Annotated in this window: 11 protein-coding genes; 2 read left to right on the plus strand and 9 right to left on the minus strand. The window is 72.5% G+C overall.

Annotated elements, in window-relative coordinates:
- Positions 1 to 34: 34 nt before the first annotated feature.
- From DQ384_RS12430 to DQ384_RS12445, 4 genes are read right to left on the minus strand one after another with little or no spacing between them, the layout of a single operon-like run.
- Positions 35 to 1,099 carry an ABC transporter ATP-binding protein gene (locus tag DQ384_RS12430; RefSeq protein WP_181871169.1) on the minus strand — a complete coding sequence of 355 codons (1,065 nt, stop codon included), beginning with the start codon at positions 1,097 to 1,099 and terminating at the stop codon, positions 35 to 37.
- On the minus strand, positions 1,096 to 1,869 hold the full coding sequence (locus DQ384_RS12435; protein WP_181871170.1) for an ABC transporter permease: 774 nt from the start codon (positions 1,867 to 1,869) through the stop codon (positions 1,096 to 1,098). Before DQ384_RS12435 ends, DQ384_RS12430 begins: the two co-directional genes overlap by 4 nt.
- Positions 1,862 to 2,812 carry an ABC transporter permease gene (locus tag DQ384_RS12440; protein WP_114028922.1) on the minus strand — a complete coding sequence of 317 codons (951 nt, stop codon included), beginning with the start codon at positions 2,810 to 2,812 and terminating at the stop codon, positions 1,862 to 1,864. Before DQ384_RS12440 ends, DQ384_RS12435 begins: the two co-directional genes overlap by 8 nt.
- A gap of 33 nt (positions 2,813 to 2,845) precedes the next feature.
- Entirely contained in the window at positions 2,846 to 3,988 is a 1,143-nt protein-coding gene (locus DQ384_RS12445) for a polyamine ABC transporter substrate-binding protein (RefSeq protein WP_114028923.1), read from the minus strand.
- 155 nt (positions 3,989 to 4,143) lie between these two features.
- Between DQ384_RS12445 and DQ384_RS12450 the strand changes: the two genes are divergently transcribed.
- Entirely contained in the window at positions 4,144 to 5,295 is a 1,152-nt protein-coding gene (locus DQ384_RS12450) for an aminoglycoside phosphotransferase (RefSeq protein ID WP_114028924.1), read from the plus strand.
- The gene (locus DQ384_RS12455) at positions 5,292 to 6,245 is read left to right on the plus strand and encodes an SIS domain-containing protein (protein ID WP_114028925.1); all 954 of its coding nucleotides are present in this window, start codon (positions 5,292 to 5,294) and stop codon (positions 6,243 to 6,245) included. The genes DQ384_RS12450 and DQ384_RS12455 overlap by 4 nt, the downstream gene beginning before the upstream one ends.
- A gap of 46 nt (positions 6,246 to 6,291) precedes the next feature.
- On the opposite strand, the gene DQ384_RS12460 is transcribed toward DQ384_RS12455, so the two are convergent.
- The 5 genes from DQ384_RS12460 to DQ384_RS12480 all read right to left on the minus strand — a co-directional run bounded on the left by DQ384_RS12460 (position 6,292) and on the right by DQ384_RS12480 (position 13,433).
- Complete coding sequence (locus tag DQ384_RS12460) at positions 6,292 to 6,882, minus strand: GTP-binding protein (RefSeq protein ID WP_114028926.1); 591 nt, start codon at positions 6,880 to 6,882, stop codon at positions 6,292 to 6,294.
- Entirely contained in the window at positions 6,863 to 7,222 is a 360-nt protein-coding gene (locus DQ384_RS12465; RefSeq protein ID WP_114028927.1) for a DUF742 domain-containing protein, read from the minus strand. The genes DQ384_RS12460 and DQ384_RS12465 overlap by 20 nt, the downstream gene beginning before the upstream one ends.
- Positions 7,222 to 7,644 (minus strand): roadblock/LC7 domain-containing protein, encoded by a 423-nt coding sequence (locus DQ384_RS12470; RefSeq protein ID WP_114028928.1) that lies wholly within the window; start codon positions 7,642 to 7,644, stop codon positions 7,222 to 7,224. Before DQ384_RS12470 ends, DQ384_RS12465 begins: the two co-directional genes overlap by 1 nt.
- Positions 7,641 to 10,901, minus strand: coding sequence for a sensor histidine kinase (locus tag DQ384_RS12475; protein ID WP_147268754.1), 3,261 nt, complete (start codon positions 10,899 to 10,901; stop codon positions 7,641 to 7,643). The genes DQ384_RS12470 and DQ384_RS12475 overlap by 4 nt, the downstream gene beginning before the upstream one ends.
- A 174-nt stretch (positions 10,902 to 11,075) precedes the next feature.
- Complete coding sequence (locus DQ384_RS12480) at positions 11,076 to 13,433, minus strand: [protein-PII] uridylyltransferase (protein WP_114029195.1); 2,358 nt, start codon at positions 13,431 to 13,433, stop codon at positions 11,076 to 11,078.
- Positions 13,434 to 13,437 lie beyond the last annotated feature (4 nt).

The raw sequence follows: 13,437 nt of genomic DNA on the forward strand, positions 1-13,437 counted from the left end.
CCGTCGACCGGCGGCGCGGCCGGCACCGCCGCGCTCACCGCGCGATCAGCACGGCGTCCGAGGCGGACCAGCCCAGCCCGACCTCGGCGCCGGCCGTCACGCGCGTCGGCCCCTGCGTCGCGACGAGCACCGGCCGTTCGTGGCCGGGCACGCGGACGGCGATGTGGGAGACGCCGCCGTAGAAGCTGACGTCGGCGACGACGCCGGACAGGACGCCCCCCGCGCCGAGCCGGATCGACTCGGGGCGGACGCCGAGCAGCGCGGGCGTCCCGGCGGCCAGACCGCCCTGCGCGGGCAGGGTGCCGAGGCCGGGCGCCGACAGGCCCTCTCCCACGGCGGTTCCCTCGAACAGGTTGTTGGCCCCGATGAACCCCGCGACGAACGGCGTGCCCGGCCGCTCGTACAGGCGCACGGGCGCGTCCACCTGCTCCACGCGACCCGCCTGGAGCACGGCGATACGGTCGGCCAGCGACATCGCCTCCTCCTGGTCGTGGGTGACCACGACGAAGGTGATGCCGACCTCGTGCTGCAGCCGCTTGAGTTCGAGCTGCATCTCGGCGCGGACCTTCTTGTCCAGCGCGGACAACGGCTCGTCCAGCAGCAGCAGCCGGGGCCGCTTGACGATGGCCCTGGCCAGGGCCACCCGCTGCCGCTGGCCGCCGGAGAGCTGGTGGGGGCGGCGGCCGGCCTGCTCGGTGAGGCCGACGGTCGCGAGCACCTCCGCCACCCGTGAGGAGACCTCCCCCCGGGGAAGGCCCTCGCGCTCCAGCCCGTAGGCGACGTTCTTGGCCACGCTCATGTGGGGGAACAGCGCGTAGGACTGGAACATCAGGTTGACCGGGCGGCGGTGGGCCGGGCGCGCCAGCAGGTCGGCGCCGTCGAGGGTGACGGCACCGGAGTCGGGCGCCTCGAAGCCGGCGAGGATGCGCAGGAGCGTGGTCTTGCCGCACCCGCTCGGGCCGAGCAGGGCGAAGAACTCACCCTGGCGGATGTCCAGGGAGACCTCGTCCAGCGCGACGACGTCGCCGAACCGGCGGGACACGCCCTCGATGCCCACCAGCGTCCGGGGGACGGCGGGCGCCTCGGGAACAGCACTCATCTCAGGGACTCCGTCAGTCGGGTCATCCGCTGCGCGACGATGATCACGGTGAAGCTGACCGCGAGCAGGATCGTCGCCAGCGCGTTGATCTCGGGGGTGACCCCGAAGCGGACCATCGAGTAGATCACGATGGGCAGCGTCGGCTGGGTGGGCGCGGCGGTGAAGAACGCGATCACGAACTCGTCCAGCGAAAGCGTGAACGCCAGCAGCGCGCCCGCCGCGATGCCGGGGGCCAGCGCCGGGAGCGTGATGCGCGTGAAGGTGGCGAGCGGCGTCGCGCCGAGGTCGCGGGAGGCCTCCTCCAGCGAGGTGTCGGCGTGGGTGAGCCGTGTTCGCACGACCGCCGCGACGAACGCCATGCCGAAGACCGTGTGGGCCAGGACGATCGACCACAGGCCGAGCGTCACCTGCACCAGGTTGTAGAACACCAGCAGGCCGATGCCGACCACGATGTCGGGGAGCACGGCGGGCAGCAGGCCGAGCGCGTCCAGCAGCCGGGACCGCGTGTAGCGGGCCATGCCCACGGCGAGCAGGGTGCCGAGGACGGTGGACAGCACGGTGGTGCCCACGGCCACGACGAGGGTGTTGATCAACCCCTCCCGGACCGTCTCGTCCCCGGCGAGGGTGGCGTACCACTTCAGGCTCGCGCCCTCGAAGACGTACGGCGACCTGCCGGAGTTGAAGGACATCACGACCAGCACGACGATGGGCGTGTACAGGAAGACGTAGGTGAGCCAGAACGGCACGTAGATGAGCCGGCGCCTAGCCACGGCGGCCCTCCGTCCCTCCGTAGACGCGCGACGCCCACGCCTGCAGGAACAGCAGGACGATCAGCACGGCGATGACGGCGAGCGCGAGCGCCGAGCCGAACGGATAGTCGCGGGCCTTCAGGAACTGGTCCCTGATGAGGTTGCCCACCATGATCGACCGTCCGCCGCCGAGGATCTCCGGGATCACGAAGTTCCCCAGGGAGGGCACGAACACGAAGACGCACCCGGTGAGGATGCCGGGCATGGTGAGCGGCAGCGTGACCGACAGGAAGGTGCGGGCGGGCCGCGCGCCGAGGTTGGCCGAGGCCTCGCCGAGCTGCGGGTCGAGCCGCTCGATGGCCGCGTACAGCGGGAGGATCATCAGCGGCAGGTAGGAGTACAACAGGCCGGTGACGATCGTGCCCTGGTTGTAGAGCAGCTCCAGCGGCTTGTCGATGATCCCGATGCCGGTGAGCGCCTCGTTCACCAGGCCCGGCCCGCTCAGCATGATCACCCAGGCGTAGACCCGGATGAGGAAGTTGGTCCAGAACGGGAGGACCACGGCGACCAGCGCGATCGTCTTCCACTTGCGGGGCAGCCGGGCGATGGCGTACGCGGTCGGGTAGCCGAGGAGCAGGGCGACCAGCGTCGTCAGCGCGGCGATCTTGATGGACCCGAGGACGATGTGGAAGTACAGCGGGTCGAACAGGCGGGTGAAGTTCTCGCTCGTCGCCTCGTAGACCACCCCGCCGAACCGCCCCCTGCGGAAGACGGTGTAGCTGAGGACCAGGGCCAGCGGCACCAGCAGCAGGACGAAGAGATAACCGAGCCCCGGGCCGAGGAAGGCCAGGCGCGCGCCCGCCGTCCCGAGGGCCCGCGACCGGCGTGACGACCGGCGCGGCGGCCGGCCGGCCGTGGGGCCGGGCGCCGCGCCGGGTGGTGCGAGGTCGTGCTTCGCAGTCAAGGCAGCAGCCGTCTCAGTACCGTCTGGCCGTCACTACTGGTTGGCCGCGATCTCTTGGGCCAGGCGGGTGTACTTCGTCGACGCCTCGCCGAGGTCGACGATCGACTCGCCCTGCAGCAGCTCGGCCGGGTTCATCTGGAGCGGGGTGTTCTTCGCGATCAGGTCCGCGTTGTTCTTGGCGACGAGGTCCATGGCGGCCTTGTTCGGCACCTTGTAGAGGATGTTCTCGGCCACCCAGCTGTGGACCGCCGGGTCGAGGATGAAGTTGATGAAGGCGTGCGCCGCCTCCTTGTTCTTGGACGTCTTCATGATGACCATGGTGTCCGACCAGAGGTCGCTGCCCTCCTTCGGCACCGCGAACTTGATCTTCGGGTTCGTGGTCGGGCACCAGCCGTCCCACGCCTCCACCATGGCCGCCTCGCCCTTGTCCAGCTTGTCGCCGAACGTGGTGTCGTCGTAGGCGAGCAGCGTCTTCTTGGCCTTCAGGAGCAGGTCCTTGGCCTGGGCGAGCTGCTGGTCGTCGGTGGTGTTGATGGAGAAGCCGAGCGCCTTGAGCGCCGGCAGGGCGAGCCACCGCTCGGTGGTCATCATCGTGACCTTGCCGCGCAGGTCGGCCGGCGGGCTGAGGATGTCGTTCCAGCTCTGCGGCGGCGTCTTCACCAGGTCCGTGCGGTAGCAGATGCCGGTGGTGCCCCAGGTGTAGGGCACCGAGAACTTGTTGCCCTTGTCGAACGAGAGCTGCGACGCCTCGGGGTACAGGTTGGCGAGGTTCGGGATCAGCTCGGGGTGGAGCGGCTCCAGCAGCCCCTGCTCGTTCAGCGCCTGGGCGTACTGGCCCGAGACGAAGGCGACGTCGATGCCGCTGTCGCCGCCCGCGGTGAGCTTGGCCATGGCCATCTCGTTGGTGTCGTGGATGGCGACCTTGACGTCGAAGCCGAGCTTCGGATTCTGCTTGACCCGCTCGGGCAGGTCCTTCGGGCTGTAGCCATCCCAGATCGTGATGTTGAGCGACTGCTTCTTGAGGTCGGCATTGGGGTTGAGCTGGTCGGCCGCCGCGCTGGGCGCCGCTCCGTCCGCGCTCGTCGTGCTGCTACCACCACATGCCGCGAGCGCAAGCGCAAGACCGGCGGCGAGCGCCGCGGCCGGAAGACGACGGGTGTACCGGATTCGGGACACGGCCGCTACTCCTTAAGGTTTTGGACGTTCTGTGGTACGGGGGAAGACCGCAGTGCCTGACCTTCGCACGGCAGACCAAACCAGGAGTGTTGCAGTACATATCAACATGAGCAAGACTTTTCCGGACATTGTTAGCTCGTAGTTTGGTTGCTGAGTTGAATCCGAGTTCAACAGACACCGACGGCCTCACGGACGCGCGGTGGCCCCCGGTCGCGGGGGACGGCGCGACCGCGCGGCTCGTCGCGGCGCTGGCGCGCGGCGCGCGGCCACCGGAAGGGCACGTCGTCCAGAACTTCCATCCGTTGCCGCACATCAGTATCTCGGCCTCCGAGCGGGGCCTCGACGTGGACCAGACCAACCGCTCGGTCATCGTGGACGAACGGGTCGTCGTCAAGTGGCTCACCCCGCCGCTGCCGCTCCCCCAGCCCGCCCCGGAGGTCTACGCCCACCTGGCCGCCGTCGGCTTCATCGAGACCGCGCTGCCGTACACAGCGCTCATCGCCCGTGACGCCGGCGGGCCCGAGACGCTGGTCGCCCTCATGACGGCCTACCTGCCCGAGGCCCGCGACGGCTGGGAGTGGTGCGTGGACGAGGCCGAGGCCGGACGCGCCGACTTCGCGGCCGACCTCGGACGCCTCGCCGCCGACCTGCACGCCGCCATGGCGACGCCCTCCCCCACGTTCCCCGATCCGGTCCGGCACACCGCCCCGGGCGAGGCGTGGGCCGTGCGCGCGGAGCGTGCGCTCGGCGAGGCGCTGGAGCTGACCGGCGGCGAGGACGGCGCGTGGCTGGCCGCCCATGCCGGAGCACTGGGCTCGGAGTTCGCCGCGCTCGGCCGCGCCGGCGCCACCCCGCTGATCCGCATCCACGGCGACCTGCACGTCGGCCAGGTCCTGCGCTGGCGCGACGGCTACGCCGTCATCGACTTCGACGGCAACCCGACCGTCTCCGGCGCCGAGCCCTTCCAGCCCGCCGCCCGCGACCTCGCGCAACTGCTCACGAGCCTGGACCACGTGGCCCAGGTGGCGATCATGCGCAGGGACGCCGGCCCCCGCCGCGCCCTGGGCTGGGCGTCCGTCGCGCGCGAGACTCTGCTGACGTCCTACCGGGCGCGGCTCGCCGAGGCGGGGGCGCCGTGGGTGCTGGAGGAGTCCCTGCTCGCCGCGTTCGAGATCGAGCAGGAGTGCCGCGAACTCATCTACGCCGCCCGCCACCTCCCCCGCTGGCGCTACGCCCCCATGGGAGTCCTGCGCGCCCGTACGCCCGGCGAGACCGCCGTCCATGGCCCCGCCGAGGAGGACAAGTGAACCCCGAGCTCTATCTCGCCGACCTGGAGGCCAAGCCCGCGTCACTGGAGGCGCTGGCCGTCGCGATGGAGGCACGTGACCCGTTCGAGGAGTTGTCCCCGGGGATCCGCCGGGTGGTGTTCCTCGGCATGGGCAGTTCCCGGTACGCGGCTGGGGTCGCCGCGCTGCGGCTGCGCGCCGCCGGGGTGGACGCCGTCGCCGAGTACGCCTCGGCCGGGCTGGGGTACCCGCCGTCGGAGGAGACGCTCGTCGTGGCGATCTCGGCGACGGGCGGCAGCCGGGAGACCTTGGATGCACTGTCGCGATACCAGGACAAATCACCCACCATGGTGCTGACCAACACCCCCGGCTCGCCGGTCACCGAGGGCGCGGGCACGGTCGTGCCGATGCTCGCGGGCGAGGAGCGCGGCGGGGTGTCGTGCCGCACCTTCCAGCACACGCTGGGTCTCCTGCTCGCCCTTGAGGCACGGCTCACCGGCGCCGGGACCGGAGTGCCCGGGCTGCTGCGCCGCGCCGCGGACGCCACGGCCGACCTGCTCGACCGCAGGGGGACGTGGCTCGCCGACGCGCTCGCGCTGCTGGACGGGCCGCACGGCGTCTACACGATCGCCCCGGCCGAGCGGCTCTCGTCCGCCGAGCAGTCGGCGCTGATGGTCCGCGAGGGGCCGCGCCGGCCCGCCGACGCGTGCGAGACCGGCGACTGGGCGCACGTCGACGTGTACCTCACCAAGACCCTCGACTACCGGGCGATCCTGTTCCCCGGCTCGCGCTACGACGCGCAGGCGATGGACTGGGTGCGGCGGCGCGGCTCCTCGGTGCTGGCGGTGGGCCCCGCCCCGGAGGGCGCGCGCGCCGTCAGGTACGCGGGCGACGACGACCCGGACGTGGCGCTGCTCACCGAGACGCTGGTGGCCGAACTGGTGGCCGCGTCGTGGTGGGCGGCGGGCTGAGCCCGCGCGCGGTCCGGTACGGTGCCCGCCGTACCGGACCGCCGCATCAGTTCGTGCGGCCGTACACCGACCGGAGGGTGAGCACGTACTCCACCAGCGTGATGAGGGTGGACTTCACCGCGTCCCGGGACCGGGCGTCGGTGCGCACGATCGGGATGTGCGGGGCCAGCGTCAGCGCCTCGCGGACCTCCTGCTCGGCGTGCGGGTAGTGCCCGTCCCAGCCGTTGATGCCGACGACGAACGGGAGCTGGGCCTCCTCGAAGTAGTCGATCGCCGGGAAGCAGTCCGCCAGCCGCCGCGTGTCCACCAGCACGACCGCGCCGATGGCGCCCCGCACCAGGTCGTCCCACATGAACCAGAACCGGTGCTGACCGGGCGTGCCGAACAGGTACAGGATCAGATCCTGGTCCAGCGAGAGCCGGCCGAAGTCCATCGCGACCGTGGTCGTCGTCTTGTGCGGAGTCAGACCCAGGTCGTCGATGCCGGCGCTGGCGTCGGTCATGACCGCCTCGGTGGTCAGCGGGAGGATCTCCGACACCGCCCCCACGAAGGTGGTCTTGCCGACGCCGAAGCCGCCCGCGACGACGATCTTCGTCGACGTGAGCGCCCCGCCGCGGCTAGAGCCTGCGAAGTCCACTGAGAACCCTTTCGAGCAGGTTGTGGTCTGGTTGTCCCTGGTTAAGCCGCGGCAGATGCAGGCGGACCAGACCTTCGTCGGCCATGTCGGCGATCAGCACCCGGGCCACGCCGAGCGGGACCCGCAGGAGCGCGGAGATCTCCGCGACCGAACGGACGGAGTGGCACATCATGATGATCGCCTCCTGCTCTGGCGTGAGCAGGGACAAATCATCACTCATTATCGGGGCCGAGGAGACCAGAGTCTCCATGGCGAGGTGGTAGCTCGGCTCGGCTCGGCCCCCGGTGACGGCGTACGGACGGAAGAGAGGCTCGTCCTCGGCCCCGTCACCCCCGAGCATCACCGGATCCTGGACGTCTGAAGCTCAGCGCGCAGGGCCGGGGTCAGCACCTGGCCCGCGCGCTCGACCAGCAGCGTCATCTGGTACGCCACCAGCCCCATGTCGCATTCGGGGGACGCCAGCACCGCCAGGCACGAGCCGTCGCTGATGGCCATGACCAGCAGGATGCCGTACTGCATCTCCACCACGGTCTGGGTCACGCCGCCGCCCTCGAACACGCGGGACGCACCCGCGGTGAGGCTCAGCAGGCCCGCCGCGACCGCGGCGAGCTGGTCGGCGCGGTCCGGCGGGAAGCCCGCCGAGTTGGCCAGCCTGAGCCCGTCGGCCGACACCACGACCGCGTGCGCCACGCCCGGTGTCCCGCTGACGAACTCCGTGATCAGCCAGTCGAACCTGCGTGCCTCGTGACTCAGCTCAATCACGAATTCTCCTCCTCACTACGGCCACGATCGGCGCCGGGCCGATCGGTCTCGTGGTCGCGTGGAACCGCCTGTGAGATGTCCGCCCGCCCGCGCTGGATGCCCTGCTGGAAGCGGGACATACGGGCGCGGACGACATCGGCGGAGACGTCCGGGCGCGGGACCGACGACGCCTCGGCCTGCGGCTGCGACGGCGTCCCTCCCACCGAGCCCGGGACCAGATTGGCCTTCGGCTTCCGCTTCGGCAGCCCGGCCGAGGTGATCCCGCCGAGGGCGGGGTCCTTGACCGCGTCGGCGGCCTGCCATCCGGTGTCGGCCTCCGAACCCCACGCGCCGCCGGCCGCGGCGTGGCGGGGCGCGGGCTCCTGCGTACGCGGTCCGTCCGCCGGGGTCTCCCGCGGCGAAGGCGACGACGCGGGGCCCTCGGACTCCTGCGCCCGGGAGGCGGCGATCTCCTGGGTGTCGGGCCGGCGGAACCACGCCGACTCGACCGACGCGAAGATCGGCAAGTACTCGTCCCCTCGTTCCAGCGGCGACTCCGGGACGCCGGGCGCCTTACCGCCCGCGCCCCCCTGCTCGGTGCTCCCCCACCGTCCGGCCCCGGGGTCGCCGGGCACGGGCGGCGGCGTGCGTTCCACAGGGGCCCGTGCCGTGGCGTTCCACGGGGAGAAGCCCTCCGGCGCGGGCCCGCCGCGGGCGGGTCCCGTGGCCGGACCGGCCGGCGCGCCGAACGTCCCGGCCGGTCGGGACGGATCCGGCGCGCGCCGGACCGGCCCCGTGGACGGCTCGGGGAGATCGTGCAGCGCGGACGTGGACGGGTCGGTCGAGGGGCCCACGGGCCCGAAGGCGGGACCGGCGGCCGGGGGCGGCGCCTCGAACGCCGAGCGCGGCCGCACGGGGCCGGTGCCGGCGCCGGGACCGGGCGGTTCCATCGGCCCGCCGAAGGGGCCGGCCGGAGCGGTGCCCGGGCCCGCGGGGCCGGGACGGGCCGGCATCGGGCCGGTGGGCGCGGGCTCGCCGAACGGGCCGAGACGGCCGCCGGGCCCGCCGCCCGTTCGGGGGCCGAACGCGCCCTGCGCCCCCGCACCGTTGAACGCCGCAGGCGATCCGGTGCCGTTGAGAACCGCCGCGGATCCGGTGCCGTTCGGGGCCGGCGCGGCGGCCCCGTCGTTGAAGCCCGGGGCGCCGCCGAACGGGCCGGTCTCCTGGGTGTCGTCGCGCTGGGGCATCGCCGGCGCGCGGCCGGCGACCACGGAGATGAGCTGCGGCGGGAAGAGCACCATGGCGATCAGCCCGGCCGAGTCGCCCCTGCGGAGCTGCACCCGGATTCCGTGGCGCAGCGCCAGCCGGCCGACCACGAACAGGCCCATGCGGCGCGACACCGACACGTCCACCACGGGCGGGTCCGCCAGCCTGCGGTTGGTGTCGGCGATCTCGTCGGGCGTCATGCCGATGCCGGAGTCGCTGACCGCCAGCAGGGCGCCTCCGCCCTCGATCATGCTGCTCGACACGACGACGCGGGTGTTGCCCGGGGAGAACGCCAGGGCGTTCTCGACCAGCTCGGCCACCAGGTGCACGACGTCGTTGGCCGCGTGCCCGGCGACGGCCGCGCTGCGGTGGACCTTGACGTTCACCCGCTCGTAGTCCTCGACTTCCGACAGCGAGGCGCGCACGACGTCGACCAGCTTGGCGGGCTGGCTGCGCTTGCGCGCGGCCTCGTGCCCGGCCAGGACCAGCAGGTTCTCACTGTTGCGCCGCATGCGCGTGGCCAGGTGGTCGAGCTTGAACAGGTCCGCCAGCCGCCCGCCGTCCTGCTCGCCGCGCTCCAGGCCGTCGATGAGGGAGATCTGCCGCTCGACCAGCGTCTGGATGCGCCGGGAGAGGTTGACGAACATCGCGTTGACGTTGCCGCGCAGCTGCGACTCCTCCGCCGCGAGGCGCAGGGCCTGCCGGTGGACCTCGTCGAAGGCGGTGGCGACCTCGCCGATCTCGTCGTGGGTGCCGATCAGGATCGGCTGCACGTCGGGCGCCGCGGCGGCGTCGCCGGACTCGCGCATGCGGCGCACCACGGCGGGCAGGCGGAAACCGGCGATCTCCAGGGCCTCGGAGCGCAGCCTGCGCAGGGGCCTGACCAGCGAGCGGGCGATCAGCACGGTGGTCGCGAGGACGAGCAGGACCAGCGCGAGGATGAGCACCACGGCGATGATCGCGTTACGCCGTTCGCCGGACTCCAGGACGGACGCGCGGGCGGCGAGCGACTCGGCGACCCGCGACTCCACCTGCTTGAGCAGCTCGATGTTCTTGGTGCTGTCGTCGAACCACTGCTTGACGGCGAGCGCGCGCCCGTTGCCGTCCTGGATCGGCAGGTTGCGGCTGGCCAGGGCGATGGCCCACGACTTGGTGAGCTCGGCGCGGATGACCTGGGTGCCGCGCACGACCTGCGCGAGGTAGCGGCCGTTGTCGGCTCCGGCCTCGCCGTTGAAGGTGTTCATCGCGCTCTTCTGGCGCGACCGGGCGGCGATGAAGTCCTCAAGGGTGTCGGGCGTGAACCGCCCGCCGCGCAGGAGAGTGCCGATGAGGGTGCCGCGCTGCTGGGACGCCTCCTCCTTGGCGTGCGCGAGGGCGCTGAGGCCGCGCGCGTCGCCGACCAGCTCGACGTCCTCGGCGGCCGGGCTGATCTCGTCGTGCAGGCGCAGGATCGAGGTGATCACGTCGGTGAACTTGGCGGGCTGGCCGCCGGCGCGGAGCACGGGCAGGCTGTCCAGGCGGTTGCCCACCTGCCGGGCCGCCTCGACGGCGCGCACGCCGTAGGCGGCGTCGATCCGCGTGAGGTCCTGCCGGATCCGGGTGATCGCGACGTCGACGGCGCGGCGCTGCTCTTCCAGCGCGGCCTTCTGCTGGCGGTTCACCTGCGCCCAGGTGGACGTGTCGCGTTCCAAGCCCAATTCCATGCCGAGGTCGCGCAGGTGCGAGGCGATCTGGGCCTCGGCGGCGATCCGCTGGTAGGCGGAGACGCTGTCGATCGACGTCACCACGCGCAGGGTCGCGAGCAGCACGCCGACGACCGTGGGCACGAGGATGAGAGCCGTGAGACGGGCGGGCACACGCCAGTTCCGCAGCGACAGTCTGGACACGCCACTCCGGCCGTGGTGGCCTCCGGAAGCGCCCTGCCCGCCCGAGCGCTTGTGGCGCTTGAGACGAGGGTCGCCCACCGTTCCGGACTGGAGCGTGGACTTGGTCTCGGTTCCCGTTGTGCTCACCGCGCCACCCCCCACGATCTTCCATGCATGGATGACGGCATGGCTGATAATTACGTAAGCGGGGACAATTCGACCACAAGGTCACCAATGCCGTAGCCAGAACCCATCACACTGCACGTAATTGTTATGAATCCTGCCTAAACGACCTTGAACCCCCCGACCGGGCCAGGATCGTCAGCGCAGTGCCGCGAGCACCTGCTCGCGAACCTGCGCACGCTGCGCGGCGTCGGTGATCGGCCGCCCCGACCGGTCGACCACGTAGAAGACGTCGACAGCCTCCGCGCCGAGAGTCTCCACTCGCGCGGCGCGCACGTCAAGGTTGCATTCGCCGAACGCACGGCCGATCCGCCACAGAAGCCCCGGACGATCATGCGCGCGGACCTCGACCACCGTGGCCGTCTGCGAGGCGTCGTCCACCAGATTGACCCGGGGAGGGGCCACCGGGACGCGGGCCGGCCGCATCGACCTGGTACGACGCGCGAGCCGCTGCTCGATGTCCAGCCGCCCCGCCAGCACCAGGCGAAGATCGGCCTCCAGCGTCGCGGGGTCCGGAGGCGTTCCGTACTCGGGCACCACCGAAAATTCGATGACGGCCGTCGAGGAGGCCGAGGCCGCGGAAGCGGCCCGCACGATCATGCGGTGCGCCGCCAGCACGCCCGCCGCCCGCCACAGCAGACCCGGGCGATCCGGCGCGACGACGGTCACCGCGCCCCCGTGCACGCGCACCGCGCCGCCGCCGTGCCGGGCGAGCGACGCCTGACGCGGCGAAAGCGCCGGCGCCGGCGCGGGCGGGCTGCCCGACAGCACCGAGCGCACCCGGCGGACCAGCTCCGACACCAGGGACGCCTTCCACGCGTTCCACGCCGCCGGCCCGGTGGCGTTACCGTCCGCCACCGCCAGCGCGGCCAGGAGCTCCAGCACCTCGCGCGAGCCGACCGCCTCGGCGACCCGGGAGATCGTCACCGGGTCGTCCAGGTCGCGCCGGGTGGCGGTCTCCGGGAGCAGCAGGTGGTGGCGCACGACGGTGGCCAGCGTGTCGACGTCGGCGGGCGGCAGGCCCATGCGGGCGCCGATGTCCCGGGCGACGATCTCGCCGGTCGTCGAGTGGTCGCCCGGCCAGCCCTTGCCGACGTCGTGCAGCAGCGCGGAGATGAGCAGCAGGTCGGGCCGCGACACCTCGCGCGTGAACGACGCCGCGCCCGCCGCCGCCTCGATCAGGTGGCGGTCGACGGTGAAACGGTGGACGGGGTTGCGCTGCGGGCGGTGCCGCACCCGCTCCCAGTCGGGGATGAGGCGGACGATGATGCCCGCCTGGTCGAGCTCCTCCCACACCGGGACGGCCGCGCGCCCGGCGCCGAGCAGCGCCACCAGCGCGTCTCGGGCCTCGTCCGGCCAGGGCACCGGCAGCGCGGGCGACTGCGAGGCGAGCAGCGAGACCGTCGCGGGGGCGATCGGCAGGCCGGCCTCGGCGGCGGCGGCCGCCGCCCTGAGCACGAGGATGGGGTCGTTCTTGGGGCTCACGCCGCGGGCGAGGACGACCTCGCCGCCGTGCTCGACCACGCCGTCGGCCAGCGGGCGGCGGCCCCGGGGGGCGGGACCCGACAGCAGGCGGTCGACCGTGCGCCAGGTGGAGTCGAAGGCGTGGCTGATCGTGCGCCCGGCCTCGGCCAGGCGGCGCATCAGCGCCTCGGCGTCCAGCAGGCCGAGGGCGCCGGCCACGGCGTCCTGCTCCTGGAGGACCAGCCGGTCGGCGCCGCGCGCGGTGACCAGATGAAGGCCGTGCCGGACGTCCAGCAGGAACTCGTAGGCCTCGCGGACGCGGGGGCCGGGGGCTGAGGCGACCCAGGCGGCGGCGACGGCCTGCATCGCCTGGACGTCGCGGAGGCCGCCGCGGGAGTCCTTGACGTCGGGTTCGAGGAGGAAGGCCAGCTCTCCAGAGGATTCGGCGCGTTTGTCCGCGGCCTCGCGCAGCTCGGCGAGCCGCCGCCGGGAGTCGGAGCGCCATTCGGCGAGCACCGCCTCGCGGGCGGCGCGGGTGAGCTCGGGGTCGCCGGTGACGTGCCGGGCCTGGATCAGGCCGAGCACCGCCTTCAGATCCTCGCGGGCGACCTTGGTGACCTCGTCCACCGTGCGCACCGAGTGGTCCAGGCCGAGCCCGGAGTCCCAGATGGGGTACCAGATGCGGTCGGCGATGCGGGCGACGTCGTCCTGGCCGTTGTGCAGGAGGACCAGGTCGAGGTCGCTGCCCGGGGCGAGTTCTCCCCGCCCCAGGCTGCCTACCGCGACCAGGGCCACGCCGGTCCCGGCGTAGGGTGCGCCGGTGCCGCCCGGTGGGGCGCCGGGCCCCGGCAGTGGAGCACCGGCGCGTTCGTCTGCGGAGGAGAACCCGCTCCTGGCCCCCCCGAGCCCGTTCCGGCCTTCCCGCCCGTGCGGCGTGGGACACGCCGTACGGAAGAGGTCGGCCAGCCAGCGGTCGATGTCGGCGGCCCGTTCCTTACGTGCCGCCGCATATGAGCGAGCGTCGCCTCTCATCATC

The organism is Sphaerisporangium album (assembly GCF_003323745.1).
Classification (GTDB): Bacteria; Actinomycetota; Actinomycetes; order Streptosporangiales; family Streptosporangiaceae; genus Sphaerisporangium; species Sphaerisporangium album.